We start from the raw sequence: 17,850 nt of genomic DNA on the forward strand, positions 1-17,850 counted from the left end.
ATCTCCCGTCCGCCCTTCCACACGGCGCATCGCAGCGCCCTGACGAGCCCGCCCGCAACGCCCGGCGGGGGTCGCGGCGTCGCCGCCTTAAGGGTGGGCGCGGAGCCTAGGTCGCCTCCAGGACGGCGCTGAGGAATTGCTGCGTGCGCTCCTTTTCGGGGCAGTCGAAGAGCTTATCCGGCGTTCCCTGCTCCTCGATGCTGCCGTCGAAGAAGAAGACGACGCGATCCGAAATCTCCTTGGCGAAGCCCATCTGGTGGGTGACCATCAGCATGGTCAGCTGATGCTGCTCCGATAGCGCGCGGATCACGTTGGTCACCTCGCTGATGACCTCCGGATCCAATGCCGACGTCACTTCGTCGAAGAGCATCACCGTGGGACGCATCGCCAGGGCGCGGGCGATGGCCACCCTTTGCTGCTGCCCGCCGGAAAGCCGCGAGGGATGCTCGTCGCGTTTTTCCGCCATGCCGACCATGTCCAGAAGCTCCAGGGCGCGCTCCTCGGCCTCCTTTTTCGACAGGCCCAGAACCTGCACCGGACCTTCCATGCAATTGCCGAGCGCGGTCATGTGCGGGAACAGATTGAAATGCTGGAAGCACATGCCGATCTTGCCGCGCATGCGGCGCAGATGCGCGGCATTGGCCTGCACCAGCCGGCCGTCTTTCTCCATATGGGTGAGCGGCTCGCCATCGACATAGATGACGCCGCCGTCGATCCGCTCCAGCGTCATCAGCACGCGCAGCACGGTCGTCTTGCCAGAGCCCGAAGGGCCGATGATCGTCACCATCTCGCCCGCCGCCACGTCGAGGTTCAGCCGGTCGAGCACGGTAAGGTCGTCATATCTCTTGGTGACGTCCTGAAACCGGATCATCGGCGCATCCTCGCCTTCCAGCCTCAGGGGATATTGGCTCATGTCGTTCGTCATTTGATCAATCCAAGTTTGCGCCGCACCACGGTGTCGAAACGGCGGAAAAGCCAAGCCGTCGGCAGCGACAGCGCCAGGAAAATCAGGCCGACGATCGTGAACGGCTCCAGGTAGCGATAATTCTCCGCGCCGATGGCGTTGGCGGTGTGCATCAGCTCAGCCACGCCGATCACCGACAGCATCGGCGTGTCCTTGAGGATGCCGACCAGGTAATTGCCGACCCCCGCCAGGGCCGGCGGCAGCGCCTGTGGAAGAATGATGCGCCGGTAGGTCTTGGGCGCGGAGAGGTTGATGGCCTTCGCCGCCTCCCACTGGCCCTTCGGGACGCTTTCGATGCCGCCGCGATAGACCTCGGAGAGATAGGCCGCGTAATGGAGCCCGATCGCGATCAGCCCCGCCGTCCAGGGCGACAGGAGCAGGCCGATCTGCGGTCCGACATAGTAGACGAAGAAGACCTGCAGCAGCAGCGGTGTGGAACGCACGAACTCCACCAGCTCGCGGGTGACCATGGTCAAAGGGCGAAAGCGCGTGCGCTGCGCCAGCGCCAGGACGAGCCCCAGGACGAGAGCCACCGCAAAGCCGCCGCCAGCCGCCAGCACGGTCTTGCCCGTCGCCTCGATGAGGCGCGGCAGGATCGAGAAAGCGAAATCCCATTTCCATTGGAGCATCGCTCAGGCCCTCCCGATCCGGCGGGCCATGATCCGCTCCAGCCAGCGCATCATGGGCGTCACCATGAAGCGCGCGAAGATGTAGTAGACGATCAGCGCGGTGCCGAAGGCCTGGGCGGAAAGGTAGGTTGCGCTGTTGATCTGGCGCGCCTCGAACATGAGGTCGGTCACCGAGATCAGCGCCACCAGCGCCGTGCCCTTCAGGATCTCCACCATCAGGTTGCCCCATGGCGGCAGCATGATGACGAGGGCTTGCGGCAGGATGATGCGCCACATCCGCCGCGCCGGTGACATGTTGAGCGCCAACGCCGCCTCCCATTGCCCTTTCGGCACGGAGACGACGGCCCCCCGCACCAGCTCCGCGCCATAGGCGCCGAAGCAAAGTCCGACGGTGAGAAAGCCCGCCGCGAATTTGTGCAGGCTTACCCCGAACAACGGCAGGGCGAAGAACACCCAGTAGAGCTGCACCAGCAGCGAGGTGCCGCGGAAGAGCTCGATATAGACCGTGGCGATGCCCCGCACGAGCTTGAACGGCGCCAGCCGCATCAGCCCGGAGACGATGGCCGCGGCCACGGCCACGAGCGCGGCCAGCACGAACTGCGCGAGGGTCATCAGCGTGCCGCCGGCCAGAAGCTCGCCATAGGTGCTTAGAAACTCAAGGTAAGACATCTCTTCCTAGCCACCTTCTGCGGGAGCCTGACCGGAACGAAAAAGCCGGACGACATGGCCGTCCGGCTCCGGGTCCGATTTCTCGGTATGCATCACTCGGCTTTGCAGGCTTCCTCGGTGCTTGCATCGCCTGGCAGATAGGCTTCGATGTAGCTGTCGGGCGCGACGGTCTCCATCATCTTCTCAGAGCCGAGGTACTCGGCGAGCGCCTCGTTGAACTTCTCCCGGAAGTCGCTGTCGGCCGGGCGGAAACCGATTCCCACCACCTGCTTCTTGCGGCCGACGAAGGCGTCGGGATCCGACATGCCGATACCGGACGCCTTGCTGATCGTGTCCTGGGCTTCAAGGATGTTGGTCGCCAGCGCATCGGCGCGCCCGGCGCGCAGCGCCGCCAGCGCCGCCGTCCCGTCGGGCACTTCCATGATCTGGCTGGCGGGGACGCCGGCGGCCTTGGCGTCGCCAATGGTATTGTAGCCCGACGCCGCGACCATCGTCAGTTCCTGGTCGACGAGGTCCTGATAGGTTTCAATCCCCTTCGGGTTCCCCTCAGGCACGAGAAACACATCGCCGAACGCGCCAATCGGATCGGAGAAGTCCATATTCGCGCACCGCGCCGGCAGGACGTACATGCCGCCAGTGACGATATCCACGCGGCCTGCATTCAGGCTCGGGATCAGGGCCGACCAGTCCGTCAGGACAGGCTCCACGTCGCTGTAGCCGAGCTCCTTCAGAACGTCGATGGCGATGCCGTTGACGAAGCCCTTGGCCGATCCGTCTTCGCCAGGATACGCCCAGGGCGGGGCGGCGGCGAAGCCCAGCCGGATCGGCTTGCCTGCCTCGATGCGGTCCGCAAGAGGGCCGGCCTCGGCGGCGGCGGAGGCGATGAAACTGCCCATGATGCCGGCCAGGGCCAGCTTCGTCAGTGATTTAAGAAACAATGAATGGTCTCCCGTTTTCCAGTTGCTCGAAAAGCTCATGGTCCGGTGGATGCCTCCGCCGGTCCGGCTTCACGGTATTGGCCGAGGAGGGGAGCGGCCGATCGATGACGCGGTGATATTCGTGTCAGAACTGCCACTTCACCGCGATGTATCCCGGCCACACATCCCCCGACGTGAGGGGGTGCAACGCTGCCTTTGATTGCAGGCGCAGACATGCAAGCTGCCCGCCGAGCGATGCGTTGCTCTAGTGCCTCGAAGATTGCCGGCGGCGGATGCCACCTTGGGGGCGGGTTATACACCAGACAGCGAGAGGGGCAACCGAGCGGGCCTCACCTTGTGCGGATGCTGCCGAACGCCGGCGCCCCGCCAGGCCTCAACGCGGCGGCAGATCTTGGCGCGGTCCGGCAGCCTCGGTGGTCGCGCTTTGCCGGCTGGCGCGGCTGGCGCGCCGGCAGATCTCGCCGGTCATGCCGCTGAAGAGCAGCTTGTGGGCCGACTCGAAGGCATACCAGTAGATGAGGCCGGCGGCGCCGGCGGGGTGCCAGTAGGCGGTCGCCGTGACCCGGGTGGTGCTTTCCGTCACCGGCTCGACCTCGAATTCCAGCATCCCGGCGCCCGGCGCCTTCATCCCGAAGGCAAGGCTGAGGCGGCGCTCCGGCTCCAGGCCGATGACCTTCCAGGAATCGATCCGGTCGCCGACCCGCAGCTCGCTTGGATGGCGGCGACCGTGCTTGAGGCCAGGCCCCCCGATCGCCCAGTCCATCGCTTCGCGGATGGTCCAGAGACTGTCGAGGTAGAAGTAGCCGTTATCGCCGCCGACCGCCGTGACCACATCCCAGACTTCCGCCGGCGTGGCCCGGCACAGTGCCGAGCCGGAGGCGCGCTTGGCGTAATAGGCATAGTCGAGACGCTGATTGCGCACGGCGAACGCTCCCTCGGTCCAGCGCGCAACCATGCCGCTTCGACGCTCGGTTTCAAACACCATTTCGACCGCCTCGGCGAATCCTGTCAGCCGTTGCGGCACCAGCCGGCGGAGTTCCGCATCGTCGGCCGCGAAATCGTGCTTCAGGCCCTCAATCAGAGCCCGGGCGATATTGGTCGGCACCGAGGTGACGAAGCGGAGCCAGTAGGAGGAAAGCTTCGGCGTCAGCACCGGAACCGGCAAAATCCAGGGCTGGCGGCGGCCGGCGACGTCCGCCAGGATGCGCATCATCTGTTCGTAGGTCAGGGTTTGCGGACCGCCGGCATCGAAGACCCGGCCCTCCGCCTCCGCGATCCAGGGCAATTTCACCAGATATGTCAGAAGGTCGTGGAGCGCGATCGGCGGCGATTTGGAATACACCCAGCGCGGCGTGACCATCACCGGGAGGTGGAAGACGAGATCGCGCATCACTTCGATCGCCGCCGAGCCGGGCCCGACGATGACGCCCGCCCGAAGCTCGATCACCGGAACCGGACCCTGTCGCAGGACGTCGCCCGTCTCGCGCCGGGAAACGATATGCTCGCTCTGGGCATCCTCCGGCACCAGCCCGCCGAGATAGACGATCCGTTCCACCCCGGCATCGGCGGCCGCCCGCGCGAAGTTGGCCGCAGCTTCCACATCCAGCCGCCCGAAGTCGCGGCCCGCCGCCATCGAATGGACGAGGTAGTAGGCAACGCCGACATCGGCCAGCGCCGGGCCGAGCGTCGCCGGCTGGAGCGCGTCCGCCTCCACGATCTCGACGCCGGGCCAATCGCGCGCCTCCAGGACGGCGCGGTTGCGCGCACTCGCGCGCACCCGGTGTCCCTCGGCGAGGAGCCGCGGCACCAGATGGCTGCCGATGTAGCCGCTGGCGCCGAAAACGACACAGGTGTCCCGGCGCCCCGGCGCGGAAGGCTCGTAGGCCCGCCCACTCATCGGCCGGGCGGGCTCCGCGCGTCCCGCGAAAGCTGAAGGGCCATGTGCTGAGGCATCACCGCTCTCCATGACGACAACCCCGAGGCGCGCACAGCCTACCTCACGATCGGCCTGATTGCTGCATGCATGCCGGTGCACTCTGACGCGATCACCCCGTGCACCTTCCCCCGCCTTGCGATGACAAGACGATCGGCCGCGATATGCGAAACGGGCCGCGACGCAGCCTCGTTCCAACCCATCCCGCCAAGCGATCACCGCGCCGCTGCCCGCGGCGGGCAGGGGTAAAAAATTATTGGGATAAGATTTTTTATTGCATTATAAAATTATCGTCGATCGAGACGATCGAACACGAACTGGAGAGATGCATGGATCAAGGCATTCGCGAGGCCATCGACTGGGAGCAGCCGTTTCCCGACGAGGAATATGCGGAGCGGCGCGCGCGGGTTAAGAGCGCCCTGGAGCGCGCCGGTTACGACGGCATTCTGGTGACGGCGCCGCGCGACTATCACTACCTCACCGGCCACGACCACATCTGGCAGTACCGCCACGCCGTGATCGGGCTCTACTTCGACACCAAGAGCAGCAGCTTCGTCTTCTTCGACAACACCAGCCACAGGGTGCTGATCTCCAACACGCCGCAGGTGACCGACATCCTCTACCATTCGCGCAGCATCCCGGCGGCCGAGCAGGCCACCGAGCTCGCCGCCAAGCTCCTGGCGCGCGGCTGGGGCCGGGGCCGGGTGGCGATCCAGACCTGGGGCTATGGCTGCCACCCCGACCATGTGCGCGCCATCGGCCGGTGTTTCGCCGAGGCTGGCGCCGAAGTCGTGGAGGATTCCGACCTTTTGGAGGATGTGCGGCTTTACAAGAGCCCGCGCGAGATCGCCGTCATGCGGCAGGCGGCGGAGATTTCCATAGCGGCGATGGAGGCGGCGCGCGACTTCATGCGCCCGGGCGTGGCGGAGACGGAGGTCGACGCCGTCGTCTGCTACGAGCTGATGAAGCGCGGCTGCGGCCATCCGGGCATCCGCAACATGTTCGGCAGCGGGCCGCGCTCCGGCTGCCACCACGGCCCGGCGACGCATCGCAAGCTGAGGCAGGGCGACGTCGTGCATGTCGATTTCAGCGCCAGCCTGCACCGCTATCACGCCAATATCAGCCGCAGCTTCGCCGTCGGCGAGATCGATCCGCGCTGGCACGACCTGTTCGACCGTTCGGCCGGCTGCAGCCAGGCGATCGTGGACGGCGTGCGGCCCGGCGATCCGTTCAGCAAGGTACAGGAGGCGGCCGACGCCTTCATCGCCGCCTCCGGCGTCGACCGGGCCCGCTACGAATGGTTCATCGGCGGCTACACGCTGGGCATCGCTTTCCCGCCCGATTGGGTGCACCGGCATCGCCCGGAGCCCTTCGAGCCGACCGACGACCCGGCGATGAAGCCCGGCATGGTGTTCAATTTCGAGGTCCAGTACGACGTCTTCGACGGCTGGCCGGGCGGCTCCGGCGGCGGCTGGATCGATTCCTACCTGATGACGGAGAACGGGCTGGAAATCCTCACCGAGATGCCGCGCAACCTGGTGGCCGTGGGCGCCTGAGGCCTCGGCGGGCGCCGCAACACTGACAACGGACGGCCGGCTCCGCCGGCCGCGCAACTCTTAAGGGCGCCGCCTCAGGCGCTGCCGCGTCGGGCCTGGTAGAGCAGCACCGCGGCGCGCACCAGCACGACGAGGATGGTCAGCGACATCAGCAGCACCGCGGTCGCCGCGATCACCGGGTCCACATTGTAGCGGAGGCCGTCCCAAATCCGCTTCGGCAGGGTGATGACGTTGATGCCGCTGATGAACAGCGTCAGCACGATCTCCTCCCACGACAGGATGAAGGCGAGGAAGGCGGCGGTGACGATGCCGAGCCGGATGTTGGGGATGACGACGAACAGCACCGTCTGCCAGGTCTTGGCGCCGAGCCCGCGCGAGGCGAGCACCATGCTGCGGTCCAGCCGGATGGTCGAGACGTAGACGGCGAGCACGCTGTAGGGCACCGCCATCACCGAATGGGCCAGTACCAGGCCCGGGAACGTGTCGATCAGTCCGAGCCGCCCCTCCAGGAAGAACAGGATCACCGAGGAGACGATCTGCGGCGCCAGCATCGGCAGGAAGACGACGCCGAAGAGGAGCTTGTTCCAGCGGCTGCTGTCGAGCCAGGCGCCGACCACGAAGGCGGTCGCCAGCACCGTGCACAAGACCGCGGTGGCCAGCGCGATCGTCAGGCTGGAAGCGGTCGAGCCGAGCCAGGCGGGATCGGTGAAGAAGCTCTCGTAGTGGCGCAGCGACCACTCGCCCTCCGGCATCGACAGGTAGCGATTGGGGGTGAAGGAGACCGGGAAGACCAGCAACAGCGGGGCGGTCAGAAAGCCGAGCACGCCGATGAGAAGGACGCGCAGGAAAAGCGAGGAACGAAGCACCATCTGCGCTCTCCTAGCGGTCCTGGGGCAGGGCCGTGCCGCCCATCCGGTTCAAGAGCCACACCAGGACGCCGACCACGGCGACGACGACGACGGCGAGCGCGGCGGCGAGCCCCCAGTCGGAGAGCTGGAAGAGCTGCTGGTAGATGTATTCGGCGATCATCACCACCCGGCCGCCGCCCAGAATCGCCGGGGTGACGAAGAAGCCGAGCGAAAGCACGAACACCATCACCGCCGCGCCGATGGTGCCGGGAAGGGTGAGCGGGAACAGCACCTGCCAGAAGGTGCGCAGCCGGCCCGCGCCGAGGCCGCGCGAGGCGAGCAGCAACCGCGTATCGAGCTGCGAGAAGCTCGACATGATGGGAAACAGCGCATAGGGCACCATGAAATGCACCATGCCGACGACGACGCCGAACTCGTTGCGCACCAGCGACAGCGGCGCGTCGACGAGGCCCGTGCCGATGAGCCAGTTGTTGAGAACGCCGTCGCCGCGCAGGACCAGGATCCAGGCGAAGGCGCGGATCAGCGGCGACACCCAGAAGGGTATCAGCACGAAGACTTCGATGAGGATGCGGCCGGTGCGCGAGGCGAACGCCCAGCAGGTGGCGACCACATAGGCCATCACCACCGCCAGGACGGTGGTGATGGCGCAGATGCGGAAGGTCGTGAGCAGGATGCCGTGGACATGGCCGTCCTGGGCGATCTGGGCGAAATTGCCGAGCCCGGGTTCGGGCCGACTGAAACTCCAGAAGACGACGCCGAGGAAGGGAAGGGCGTAGACGGCCAGCAGCAACGCCGGCAGCGTCCATTTGAGCGTCGTCTTCACGTTGCCTGCTCCGCCGCGCGGCGCCCCTTCTTGCGCCGGGACGCGATAAACGATCGCCCCGCCATGCGTGTCGAAGCACGCATGGCGGGCGCTGCTGGTACTTCAAGACCCATCGCGATGACCCGCGAGCCGGACGCCACCTGCGCTGCCAATGCCTAGCCGGCGATCAGCGCCGTGTAGCGGTCGAGAGCCGCGCCGTATTCATCGGCATACCAGCGATTGTCGGTCATAACCTGGCGGTCTATGTTCTGCGGATCGGCCGGATTGAGGCGCGCCAGTTCCGGCGGCAAGGCGGCGGCGGCTTCCGGATTGACCGGGCCGTAGCGGTAGTTCTCCATGAGCAGGCGCTGCGGCTCCGGCGCCAGCGAGGCGTTGATGAATTTCATCGCGTTCTCGCGCCCGGCCGGATTGTTCTTCGGCACGGCCCAGTTGGACACGTTCAACAGCCCCTGGTCGAAGGTGAAGCTGGCGCGCCCGCCGGTATCCTCCTCAAGCAGGATGGCCCGGGTATGCCAGATCTGCACCATGGAGACCTCGCGATCGCGCAGCAGCTGCTGCGCCTCCGCGGCGCTGCCCCAATGGGTGAGGATATGCGGCTTCAACTCCTCGATCTTGGCGAGCGCCCGATCGACGTCGAGCGGATAGAGGTCCGCCGGCGCCACGCCGTCGGCCAGAAGCGCAGCTTCCAGATTTCCCGACATCCACTTGTAGAGCGAGCGCTTGCCCGGATACTTCTCAACGTCCCAGAAATCGGCCCAGGATTTCGGCGGATTGTCGCCGAAGCGCTCGTGATCATAGGCGATGACGGTGCTGTAATAGGCATAGGGCACCGCGTGCTCGTAGGTCTCGGGCATGATGCGCGCCTTGTCGACGATGCCGTAATCGATCGGCTGCAAATGCTCGCCCCCCAGTCGGAAGGCGGAATAGAGCTCGGTGTCGCAGACGTCCCAGCGCACGCTGCCGCTTTCCACCTGCGCCTTGATCGTGCCTTCCAGCGGGCCGCTGCCATCGATCTGCAGCGCCAGACCGGTGGCCTCGCGACAGGCCTCGGCGAAAGCCGTGTCGTAGGCGTCGACGGCATCGCCGCCCCAATTGGCCAGAACCAGTCGCTCCGCGGCAAAGGCGGGCAGGGCGGGCAATCCCGCCGCGGCGGCGAACGAGCCGGCGCCGGCAAGGAAAAGACGCCGGCTGATATGCGGGGCGGCGAGCGGGCTGCCGTTCAGGCCGAAAGGTCTGCGGGTGGTCATGTTGTCATTCTCCCTCTTCGATATTTTGCTTAAGCGTTGTGCAAGGGCACCCCGGCCCCGACGGGCCAGGAAACCCAGCAGGTTTCCCCGCGGCCGGTGACGCGAAGCAGCGCTTCGTCGTCCGCCCGGACATGGCCGATGAGCGGCAGTCCGTCCGGCCCGGCCAGCGAGAGCTGCACCTGGCTGCCCTGGAACAGCCGCTCGCTCACGGTGACCGGCAGCGAGACGACGCCCTCGCCCTGAGGCGTGGAGGACACTCTCACCAGCTCCGGGCGGATGGAGACGAGACCGCCGGGCCTCAGCCCCTCCACGCAAACGCCGCGCGCTGCCAGGAGATCGGCGGGAACGAGGTTGGTCTCGCCAAGGAAGGTGGCGACGAACCGGTTGGTGGGCCGGTTGTAGACCTCTTCCGGCGCGCCGACCTGTTCCAATCGCCCCTTGTTGAAGATGGCGATGCGGTCCGACAGGGCGAGCGCTTCCTCTTGATCGTGGGTGACGAAGATGAAGGTCTTGCCGACGTCGCGGTGCAGTTTCTTCAGCTCGGCCTGGAGTTGCTTGCGCAGGTTCTTGTCGAGCGCGGCGAGCGGCTCGTCGAGCAGCAGCACGTCGGGATCGAACACCAGGGCGCGGGCGAGCGCCACGCGCTGCTGCTGGCCGCCGGAAAGCTGGCTCGGCTTGCGCTCGGCGAAGTCCGTCAGGTCGACCTGCGCCAGCACCCGCTCGATCGCCGCCTCGCGCTGTTTCTGCGGCCAGCGCCGGATCTTCAGCGGATAGGCGATGTTGCCACGCACCGTCATGTGCGGAAACAGCGCGTAGCCCTGGAAGACCATGCCGAAATTGCGCTTCTCCGGCGGCAGCCTGGTGATGTCGAGGCCCTCGCGGCCGACCCGTCCCGCCGACGGCTCCACGAAGCCGGCGATGGTCATCAGCGTCGTCGTCTTGCCGCTGCCCGATGGGCCGAGCAGCGTGACGAACTCGCCGCGGCGGATGTCGAAGCTGACCTCCGCCAGGGCGGTAACCTGGCCATAGCGCTTGGCGACGCCCTCCAGGGCGAGAAAGCGCGAGCGATCTGCGGTCGCGTCCACCATGCCAGGGTCTAGGCTATGACGGTGAGGTCGTAAGGGACGCTGGACAGAAGCCGCCCCTCCAGCTCGGTGAACAGGAACGACTCGATCATGAAGTAGAGCCCCTCATGGCGCGGGAGAAAGAACTGGTTCTCGTAGTTGACGGCCGTGCCGGGCGCAAAGACGCGATCCTGGTTGATCTCCGATAGCGGGTCGAAGACGAAGTTGCCGACCCAATCCGGCGGGAAGGCGATGCCCATCTCGTAGCCGCCGATCCAGCCGCGCCGATCCCACAGGCCGACCTCCTGGTAATAGGCGAGGAGGGCCTCGTTGAGCTCGCGCACCGGCAGGTTGGGACGCAGCATCTGGCGCACCACCTCCATCGAACCGGCCGCCTTGCGGCAGGCCTCTGCCGTATCGGCGGCCGGCTCGCCGATCGAGTAGGTGCGTGCCTGGTTGATGTGATAGCGGTTGTAGACGCCGCACACATCGACGGTGACGATCTCGCCATGCGCCATCTTGCGGCGGCTGGCCAGCGCATGGGTGCAATTGGCCTTGTCGCCCGAAAGCACCGGCATGGTGATGCCGGGGTTTTCGCCGCCGGCCGCTGCCATGGCGCGCACGATCTCGCCATAGACCTCAAGCTCGCTGACGCCGGCGCGCAGCACCTCGCGCGCCCGCCGCTGGCCGATATCGGCGATGCGCGCCGCCTCCAGCAGGCATGCGACCTCCGCCGGCGACTTGACCCAGCGCACTTCGCGCAGGATGTCGCTGCCGTCGATGACGTCGGCGCCGGCCGCCTCAAAGGCGGCCTGGAAGCGCTCGCTGACGGCACGGTTCGGCCGGTGGCTCCAGAACTCCAGACCGATATTGCCGCCGAGCCAACCCTCGTCCTTCAGCGTCTCGGCGATGAAACCGATGCCGTCACGATAAGAGTCGCGCGGAAAGAAGCGGGTATCGTCGGATATGGTGTAGATGCGGGTGAGGATCGCCTCGCGCTCTCCCTCAAACAGGATGAAGCGGTCGTGATCGACATGCACCGCCACGCCAGAGCAGGGCGGCCATTGCCGGGGACTTTCCGCCTGGTACCACTCCGCCTGGTAGCCGACCAGGTAGAACATGCTTTCCGGCGAGGTGAGGTAGAGGCAGTCGATCCCGCGCTCGGCCATCAGCGCGCGCACACGCTCAAGGCGCTGGCGATATTCCTCGCGAGCGAAGGCAATCTCCTGCTCCGGCCGGGCGCCGAAATAGACCTCGTCGCGATACGGTGTGGCGGACTGAGCGTCCGGTCGACCTTGCCGTTCCACTTGGCTCTCCCCGTCCATCCGGTGGCATAGGGCAACGTCCGATCGCCAGCCGCGTGCGGCCGGAACCTGGCCCCGCCGGCGACCCCCTCCGGAAATAACTTATATTCCCTCAAAAACTTTATGGCAATAAAAATTGTTCCCTTCCGCGCCCTCACGCGATACAAGCAACGAGAAGGAAACGGTTCGCCCGCGACCGCCCTTTTGGTGGCGGCCCCAACGAACCACGAGCAACCAAGAACCACGAGCAACGAAGGACAGGCCATGATCGCGTACAAGGCTGGCGGCTCGAAGGTCGCGCTGACGCCGCTTGCGGTGAAGCCGGACATCATCGCCGGCGATCCGGTGGAGGCGAGCGCGCGGATCGTCGACGCGGCTGGCGGCGGGCCGATCCGCACCGGCATCTACGAGGTGACCAAGGGCAGCTTTCGGATCACCTTCGCCTTTCATGAACTGGCCACCGTGCTGGAAGGCGAGGTGGAGCTCGTCGACGCGGCGGGCAACGCCGTCACTTACGGACCGGGCGATTCCTGGTTCTGCGAGAAGGGTGAGACGGTCACCTGGACGGTCAAGAGCGATCGTCTGCGCAAGTGCTTCATGGCGGTCGACCCCGACCATCTGCGGCGCGACGGCGGGGCGGTGGAGCCCCTGACCTACAAGGGGCCGGCGGGCGCCGGAGGCGTCCCGGTCCTCGCCTGATACCTGCAGCGCGAACCCGGGGGAGCGCACCGATGTCGGACAGAGCTTTTCAGGACCGGCTGAACGAGGAATCCCTTTGGGTGCGCACGGCGGGTGCGGCGCCGGAATTTCCAGCGCTCGCCGGCGACGCCGATTGCGACGTGGCGGTGATCGGCGCCGGCCTGCTCGGCCTTTCCACGGCGCTCAGTCTGGCCGAGGCCGGCGCTTCGGTCATCGTCCTGGAAGCGGGCGAGCCTGGCTGGGGAAGCGGCGGGCGCAACGGCGGCCAGGTCAATCCCGGCCTGAAGATCGATCCGAACGAGACCATCCGGCATTTCGGCGAGGCACGCGGCGGGCGGCTGGTGGATTTTGCCGGCGGCGTCGCCGAGGAGACCTTCGACACGATCCGGCGCCTGGGTATCGACTGCGACGCCTCGCAAAAGGGTTGGCTGCAGCTCGCCCACACGAGCCGGGCGCTGGCGCCGCTGCAGCGCCGGGCGCAGGAATGGCAGGCAAGGGGCGTGGCGGTGGAGGTTCTTTCTGCCTCGCGCCTCAGCGAGATCACCGGCAGCGAGGCGTATTTCGGCGGCATCCTGCACCCGAGCGGCGGCGGCGTGCACCCGCTGAAGCTGGTGCGCGGGCTGGCTGAGGCGGCGGTTGCCAGAGGCGCGGCGGTTCATGGGCGCTCCCCGGTGGTGCGCATCGTGGCGAAAGGCGGCCGACCGGTTCTGGAGACGCCGCAGGGGCGGGTGAGGGCGGAGCGCGTGCTGGTGGCGACCAACGCCTATACCGGAGGGCAGGTGCCGCGCCTTGAGCGCGACCTGCTGCCGGTCAGCACCTTCCAGGTGGCGAGCGAGCCGCTGCCGCCGCATCTGGCAGGTTCCATCCTGCCGTCGGGCCATCACGTCTCCGACACCCACCGCTCGCTCTACTACTTCCGCAAGGATCGCGACGGCCGTTTCCTGATCGGCGGACGCGGCGCCTACAAGGCGCGCGGCGTCGAAGGCGCCTACGCTGAGCTGCGGCGCGTCGCCGGGCGCATCTTTCCCGCCTTGGCGCAGGTGCGGTGGGAGCATCGTTGGGGCGGCATGGTGGGCGTCACGGAGGATCACCTGCCGCATATCGGCGAGCCGGTGCCGGGCGTTCTGGCGGCGGTCGGCTTCAACGGGCGCGGCCTCGCGCTTGGCGTCGCGCTCGGCCCGCATCTGGCGCGCTATCTGGCCGGCGGCCCGGAGCGCGACATGCCGCTCCCGGTCCGGCCCTTGGCGCCGATCCGCTTCCACGGCATAAAGGTGGCCGCGCTGCCTTTGGCGGCGGGGATCTACGGCCTGCTGGACCGCCTCGATGGCGGCCGGATCGCCTGAAGGTCGGCGCGCGAACGGCCCTCGGCTGGCATGCGCGGCTTTTCTTCGGCTACAAGCTTTGTCGGCTATGTTCTCTGAAGAGCGACAATTCGTTTCATTCTGAGGTTCCGAGTGGTCGGGCTGCGCGCAAGACAGAAGACGAGGCGGCGACAGAAGATCCGCGATTCCGCCTTCGCGCTCTTCGTGGAGAAGGGCTATGCGGAAAGCAGCCTGCAGGAGATCGCCGAGCGCGCCGAGGTGACGATCCCGACGATTTACAACTATTTCGGCTCCAAGAGCAGCCTGCTCCTGGAGATCGCCATCGAAAAGCAGGAAGGGCTTGAGGAAAAGCTCGACGATTTCATCGAGAACAAGGTCTGCGGCGACCCGGAGCGCGCCACCACCGGCTGGATCAAGCTGGTCACGGAAGGGGCGCTGGAAGCGCTCGACCGCGAAGTCTGGCGCTCCATCTACCAGACCGGGCTCGGCGACGACAATCTCGGACCCTTTCTCGACCGGCTGCAGGTTTTTTATCTCCGCAAGGCGGTGGAATTCCTTCAGGCGCTCAAGGCGCGTGGCCTCGTCGATGCGCAGCTCGATGTGAAGGCCGAGGCCAAGATCCTCGATTCCATCTGCGAGCATTACTTCCGCCGACTGATCTTCGGCGACAAGCGCGTGCACGCCCGCTACGTGGAGGAGGTGCCGGCGCTGGTGAAGACGCTGTTTCGCGGCATGGCGCGCAAGGAGCCCACCTAGGAAGGCCCGCCGTCATCGCCCGGCGGCGCGGCCAACCGGGCAGAGGCCCGCGCCAAGCGAAGCGCGCGCGGGCTCAGTGGCTCTGGTGGAGCGCCTGCCAGCGCCCCGGCGTCATGCCGAACGCCCGCAGGAAGTGCCGCGTCATGTGGCTCTGGTCGCTGAACTCGGCGGCCAGCGCCGCATCGGCCAAGCTGTCGCCCGCAAGGATCCGCCGTTTCGCCACATCGAGCCGCCGCATCAGACCATAGCGCATCGGGCTTATGCCGTAGCACCGGCGGAACTGCCGCGCGATCGCAAAGCGGCTGAGACCGTATGTGGCCTCAAGTTCCGACATCGAGACGGCGCGGCGGGGCGTGTCGTCGAGTTGCGCCTTGATGCGACGCAGCGTCTCGTGGGCGATGGGCGTCCGGCGCCGCGGCCGGCCGGCGAGGCGCTCCAGAGCGCCCGCCAGGTCGGCGAGCGCGCTGACGAGGGAAATATCTGATGGCGCATCGGCCCGCGTTTCGATCAGGGCGTCGATCGCCTCGATCAGCCCGGCATCGGTCAGGACGGGGCTGGCGACGAAAGGCAGAGGGCCCAACCCGTTGGCTTCCGCGATGTGCGGTGGCGCGATGTGGATCGCGCGATAGCCATAGCCGTCGTCCGTGCCGGGCCGCCCGTCATGCCTCTCGTCGGGATGGAGGATGAAGGCCTGGCCGGCCAAAGCGTGGCGCTCTTCGCCCCGATAGCGGAAGCGTTGCACGCCATGCGACGTCGTCCCGATGACATAGCTGTCATGGCGGTGAGGTCTGTAGCCGGTTCTCAGGCCCGCCGTCTCGACGATCTCCAGCCCGGCCGCGATGGGGCGGGAGCGGATCAGGCCGGCGCCGGGACGGGTCATGGCGCACGATCGTTCAAGACAGGGGGAAGCGCGGCGGCGATCATGGTCCGATGATGGAGGATTTGCCGCATCTTGCAAACGCGCTCGGCCTGCTCTGGCTCGCAGCTTTCCCGCTGATGGGCAGCCCTGGCCCGGCGACGCTCAGCCTCGCCGGGGTCGGCACCGCCTACGGCTTCCGGCCGGGCCTGCCCTATCTCGCCGGCATCGTCGCCGGCACGACCGGGGTGCCCTTGATGATCGCAACGGGCGTCACCGCGCTTATCCTGGCCCGGCCGGAGCTCGTCGCGGTCCTGACCGGGTTCGCGGCGGCCTATATCGTCTATCTCGCCTGGAAGATCGCGACGGCCTCGGTCGGACGGGCAGCCCTTGACGGCACCAGGGCGCCTGCCTTTGTCCCGGGCTTTCTGCTGGCGATCGCCAATCCGAAGGCCTTTGCCGCCATCGGCGCGGTCTATGCGAGCCAGACGCTGGTTCCGGGCCATCTCGGCGCGGATACGGGCGTAAAGCTCGTGGCGCTCGCCCTTGTCATCGTCATCGTGAACACCGCCTGGCTGGCCTTTGGCGCGAGTTTCTCGCGGCTCCTGCGCCATCCGAGGATCGGCCGCGCGGCCAATATCGCGTTTGCGCTGATGCTGCTGGCTTCGGTCGGGCTGGCGCTGGTCGCCGCATGAGGATTTCCACGCAACGAACCGCCGAGCCTCTCGCCTGGCCGTTATCGGGTCGACGCGCTCGGCAGGGGCGGAAGGCGGCGTTTCACCGGCGAGGACTGGATGACCGAGGTGTTCGTCATCGCGTGAGGGATGATCAGGTCGATGACGCGCTCCATATCGGCGACGGAAGCGAGGTGGGCACGCGCCACGAAGCAATCCTCGCCCGTCACGCGGTCGCATTCGGTGATTTCCGGGATGCCTTGAAGGATCTCGACGACTTTCTCCAATTGGCCCGGAACCGGACGAATGCGCAGCCAGACGGAGATGGGAAGTCCGATCGCTTCCGCCGAGACTTCCGTCGTGTATCCCTTGATCACGCCGGCCTCTTCGAGGCGCTTGACCCGTTCGGCGACGCTCGGGGCGGACAGCCCCACAGCGCGCGCCAGCTCGGCGGTGGTGGTGCGGGCGTTTTCGACAAGCAGGGTCAGGATCTTCCGGTCGACCGCGTCGAGCGCGCCGTTTTGGTATCCAAGGCGTTTCATGGGGCTGGCCTTCGATTGCTGCGATCAATGCCCAGGTTAACGCCGTTCAAGCATATGAAAAGGCCGTAAGGCCCTTCATGATTCCAAGCATGAAGGTGCCGCCCACCGCCTCCGCACGCGTGCCGTTCCCCGGGCTCGACCGCGCCGCCAATGCGGTGCCGCCGCTCGCATGGTTCGGTGTCAGCGCGCTCTCGCGCTATCTCGGTCCCGCTTTCGCCGTGCTTCTGTTCCCCGTCGTCGGCGTGCTCGGCATCGCCTGGTTCCGCATCGCGACGGCGGCGCTTTTCTTCGCGCCTATCACCCGGCCGTGGAGGACGTTGCGCGAGGCGGACGGACGCACGCGGCTGTTGCTCCTGGGCCTGGGCGCCTGCCTCGCGGCCATGAACATGGCCTTCTATCTGGCGCTCGAAAGACTGCCCATGAGCCTCGTCGCGGCGATGGAGTTTCTCGGAACGCTCATCATCGCGCTCCATGGCCTCAGAACCGTGCGGAACCTTCTGGCGCTCGCACTCGCCGCGTTCGGCGTCGTCCTCCTCATCGACGTCACATGGGCTTCGGACCCGCTCGGCCTCTTCTGGGCGGCGCTGAACGCCGCGCTCTTTGCCGGCTACATCGTCCTCGGCCACAGGGCCGCCGAAGCGGGCGCGGGCGGCGGTGTCGAGCGGCTCGGCGCGGCCATGGCGATCGCCTTCGTCCTTCTCATGCCGGTCGGTGTTGTGGAAGCGGCGCGTGCCTTCGGCATGCCGTTGATCGTTCTGGCGGGAATCGGCGTCGGGCTCACCTCTTCCGTCATCCCCTACGTGTGCGACCAGCTTGCCATGGCGCGGCTGCCGCGCGCCTCCTTCGCCCTGCTTCTGGCGCTCCTGCCGGCAACCGCCGCGGTGATCGGGGCTGTCGTGCTGGTCCAAATTCCAGGCCTTGGCGATGTCCTCGCGATTGCGCTCGTGATGGCCGGCATCGCCCTTCACCGGCCGGCCGCCACATGAACAGACTCCGATCTTCAGG

At 66.8% G+C, this 17,850-nt stretch carries 18 protein-coding genes; 6 read left to right on the forward strand and 12 right to left on the reverse strand.

Annotation, left to right across the window (positions count from 1 at the left end; genetic code table 11):
• Positions 1-106: 106 nt before the first annotated feature.
• From ehuA to Q331_RS21585, 5 genes are all read right to left on the reverse strand, one after another.
• Positions 107-913 (reverse strand): ectoine/hydroxyectoine ABC transporter ATP-binding protein EhuA, encoded by an 807-nt coding sequence (gene ehuA, locus Q331_RS0113370; RefSeq protein WP_026381103.1) that lies wholly within the window; start codon positions 911-913, stop codon positions 107-109.
• Positions 914-921: 8 nt separating this feature from the next.
• Positions 922-1,593, reverse strand: a complete 672-nt coding sequence (ehuD, locus tag Q331_RS0113375) for an ectoine/hydroxyectoine ABC transporter permease subunit EhuD (RefSeq protein WP_026381104.1) — start codon at positions 1,591-1,593, stop codon at positions 922-924.
• A 3-nt stretch (positions 1,594-1,596) separates the two neighbouring features.
• Positions 1,597-2,262, reverse strand: a complete 666-nt coding sequence (gene ehuC / locus Q331_RS0113380) for an ectoine/hydroxyectoine ABC transporter permease subunit EhuC (RefSeq protein WP_026381105.1) — start codon at positions 2,260-2,262, stop codon at positions 1,597-1,599.
• A 92-nt stretch (positions 2,263-2,354) separates the two neighbouring features.
• Positions 2,355-3,239 (reverse strand): transporter substrate-binding domain-containing protein, encoded by an 885-nt coding sequence (locus Q331_RS0113385; protein ID WP_051631147.1) that lies wholly within the window; start codon positions 3,237-3,239, stop codon positions 2,355-2,357.
• Positions 3,240-3,573: 334 nt separating this feature from the next.
• Complete coding sequence (locus Q331_RS21585; RefSeq protein ID WP_034492132.1) at positions 3,574-5,097, reverse strand: DUF2867 domain-containing protein; 1,524 nt, start codon at positions 5,095-5,097, stop codon at positions 3,574-3,576.
• A 365-nt stretch (positions 5,098-5,462) separates the two neighbouring features.
• Here Q331_RS21585 and Q331_RS0113395 point away from each other — a divergent pair, with 365 nt between their 5' ends.
• The gene (locus Q331_RS0113395) at positions 5,463-6,689 is read left to right on the forward strand and encodes a M24 family metallopeptidase (RefSeq protein ID WP_026381107.1); all 1,227 of its coding nucleotides are present in this window, start codon (positions 5,463-5,465) and stop codon (positions 6,687-6,689) included.
• Positions 6,690-6,763: 74 nt separating this feature from the next.
• Here Q331_RS0113395 and Q331_RS0113400 read toward each other — a convergent pair whose 3' ends face one another.
• The 5 genes from Q331_RS0113400 to Q331_RS21590 form a co-directional block, all read right to left on the reverse strand.
• Positions 6,764-7,558 carry an ABC transporter permease gene (locus Q331_RS0113400; protein WP_026381108.1) on the reverse strand — a complete coding sequence of 265 codons (795 nt, stop codon included), beginning with the start codon at positions 7,556-7,558 and terminating at the stop codon, positions 6,764-6,766.
• Positions 7,559-7,568: 10 nt separating this feature from the next.
• On the reverse strand, positions 7,569-8,381 hold the full coding sequence (locus tag Q331_RS0113405) for an ABC transporter permease (RefSeq protein WP_026381109.1): 813 nt from the start codon (positions 8,379-8,381) through the stop codon (positions 7,569-7,571).
• A gap of 155 nt (positions 8,382-8,536) precedes the next feature.
• Positions 8,537-9,628 (reverse strand): ABC transporter substrate-binding protein, encoded by a 1,092-nt coding sequence (locus Q331_RS0113410; RefSeq protein WP_051631148.1) that lies wholly within the window; start codon positions 9,626-9,628, stop codon positions 8,537-8,539.
• Between the two features lie 29 nt (positions 9,629-9,657).
• The gene (locus tag Q331_RS0113415; RefSeq protein WP_051631149.1) at positions 9,658-10,716 is read right to left on the reverse strand and encodes an ABC transporter ATP-binding protein; all 1,059 of its coding nucleotides are present in this window, start codon (positions 10,714-10,716) and stop codon (positions 9,658-9,660) included.
• Between the two features lie 8 nt (positions 10,717-10,724).
• Complete coding sequence (locus Q331_RS21590) at positions 10,725-11,999, reverse strand: M24 family metallopeptidase (protein ID WP_169738509.1); 1,275 nt, start codon at positions 11,997-11,999, stop codon at positions 10,725-10,727.
• Positions 12,000-12,260: 261 nt separating this feature from the next.
• Between Q331_RS21590 and Q331_RS23095 the strand changes: the two genes are divergently transcribed.
• The 3 genes from Q331_RS23095 to Q331_RS23100 all read left to right on the forward strand — a co-directional run bounded on the left by Q331_RS23095 (position 12,261) and on the right by Q331_RS23100 (position 14,773).
• The gene (locus Q331_RS23095) at positions 12,261-12,695 is read left to right on the forward strand and encodes a cupin domain-containing protein (protein WP_051631151.1); all 435 of its coding nucleotides are present in this window, start codon (positions 12,261-12,263) and stop codon (positions 12,693-12,695) included.
• 32 nt (positions 12,696-12,727) lie between these two features.
• Positions 12,728-14,038, forward strand: coding sequence for an NAD(P)/FAD-dependent oxidoreductase (locus tag Q331_RS0113430; protein ID WP_051631152.1), 1,311 nt, complete (start codon positions 12,728-12,730; stop codon positions 14,036-14,038).
• Between the two features lie 111 nt (positions 14,039-14,149).
• The gene (locus tag Q331_RS23100; RefSeq protein WP_026381113.1) at positions 14,150-14,773 is read left to right on the forward strand and encodes a TetR/AcrR family transcriptional regulator; all 624 of its coding nucleotides are present in this window, start codon (positions 14,150-14,152) and stop codon (positions 14,771-14,773) included.
• 73 nt (positions 14,774-14,846) lie between these two features.
• Here the strand turns inward: Q331_RS23100 and Q331_RS21605 are convergent, their stop codons facing one another.
• Positions 14,847-15,653, reverse strand: a complete 807-nt coding sequence (locus Q331_RS21605; protein ID WP_034492135.1) for an AraC family transcriptional regulator — start codon at positions 15,651-15,653, stop codon at positions 14,847-14,849.
• Between the two features lie 50 nt (positions 15,654-15,703).
• Here Q331_RS21605 and Q331_RS0113445 point away from each other — a divergent pair, with 50 nt between their 5' ends.
• Complete coding sequence (locus Q331_RS0113445; protein WP_245615651.1) at positions 15,704-16,324, forward strand: LysE family translocator; 621 nt, start codon at positions 15,704-15,706, stop codon at positions 16,322-16,324.
• Positions 16,325-16,365: 41 nt separating this feature from the next.
• On the opposite strand, the gene Q331_RS0113450 is transcribed toward Q331_RS0113445, so the two are convergent.
• Complete coding sequence (locus Q331_RS0113450; protein ID WP_026381115.1) at positions 16,366-16,845, reverse strand: Lrp/AsnC family transcriptional regulator; 480 nt, start codon at positions 16,843-16,845, stop codon at positions 16,366-16,368.
• Between the two features lie 89 nt (positions 16,846-16,934).
• Here Q331_RS0113450 and Q331_RS0113455 point away from each other — a divergent pair, with 89 nt between their 5' ends.
• Positions 16,935-17,831: an EamA family transporter gene (locus Q331_RS0113455; protein WP_084175056.1), complete on the forward strand. Its 897-nt coding sequence runs from the start codon at positions 16,935-16,937 to the stop codon at positions 17,829-17,831.
• Positions 17,832-17,850 lie beyond the last annotated feature (19 nt).

It is taken from the genome of Afifella pfennigii DSM 17143, assembly GCF_000688515.1.
Classification (GTDB): domain Bacteria; phylum Pseudomonadota; class Alphaproteobacteria; order Rhizobiales; family Afifellaceae; genus Afifella; species Afifella pfennigii.

Bases quoted from the DNA above. Each gene is read 5' to 3' on its own strand.
- Q331_RS0113450 (WP_026381115.1), bottom strand. From the start codon at position 16,845: ATGAAACGCCTTGGATACCAAAACGGCGCGCTCGACGCGGTCGACCGG.
- ehuC (WP_026381105.1), bottom strand. From the start codon at position 2,262: ATGTCTTACCTTGAGTTTCTAAGCACCTATGGCGAGCTTCTGGCCGGC.
- Q331_RS0113415 (WP_051631149.1), bottom strand. From the start codon at position 10,716: ATGGTGGACGCGACCGCAGATCGCTCGCGCTTTCTCGCCCTGGAGGGC.
- Q331_RS0113410 (WP_051631148.1), bottom strand. From the start codon at position 9,628: ATGACCACCCGCAGACCTTTCGGCCTGAACGGCAGCCCGCTCGCCGCC.
- Q331_RS23095 (WP_051631151.1), top strand. From the start codon at position 12,261: ATGATCGCGTACAAGGCTGGCGGCTCGAAGGTCGCGCTGACGCCGCTT.
- Q331_RS0113400 (WP_026381108.1), bottom strand. From the start codon at position 7,558: ATGGTGCTTCGTTCCTCGCTTTTCCTGCGCGTCCTTCTCATCGGCGTG.
- Q331_RS0113455 (WP_084175056.1), top strand. From the start codon at position 16,935: ATGAAGGTGCCGCCCACCGCCTCCGCACGCGTGCCGTTCCCCGGGCTC.
- Q331_RS21585 (WP_034492132.1), bottom strand. From the start codon at position 5,097: ATGAGTGGGCGGGCCTACGAGCCTTCCGCGCCGGGGCGCCGGGACACC.
- ehuA (WP_026381103.1), bottom strand. From the start codon at position 913: ATGAGCCAATATCCCCTGAGGCTGGAAGGCGAGGATGCGCCGATGATC.
- Q331_RS0113385 (WP_051631147.1), bottom strand. From the start codon at position 3,239: ATGAGCTTTTCGAGCAACTGGAAAACGGGAGACCATTCATTGTTTCTT.
- Q331_RS0113395 (WP_026381107.1), top strand. From the start codon at position 5,463: ATGGATCAAGGCATTCGCGAGGCCATCGACTGGGAGCAGCCGTTTCCC.
- ehuD (WP_026381104.1), bottom strand. From the start codon at position 1,593: ATGCTCCAATGGAAATGGGATTTCGCTTTCTCGATCCTGCCGCGCCTC.
- Q331_RS0113445 (WP_245615651.1), top strand. From the start codon at position 15,704: ATGATGGAGGATTTGCCGCATCTTGCAAACGCGCTCGGCCTGCTCTGG.
- Q331_RS21605 (WP_034492135.1), bottom strand. From the start codon at position 15,653: ATGACCCGTCCCGGCGCCGGCCTGATCCGCTCCCGCCCCATCGCGGCC.
- Q331_RS0113430 (WP_051631152.1), top strand. From the start codon at position 12,728: ATGTCGGACAGAGCTTTTCAGGACCGGCTGAACGAGGAATCCCTTTGG.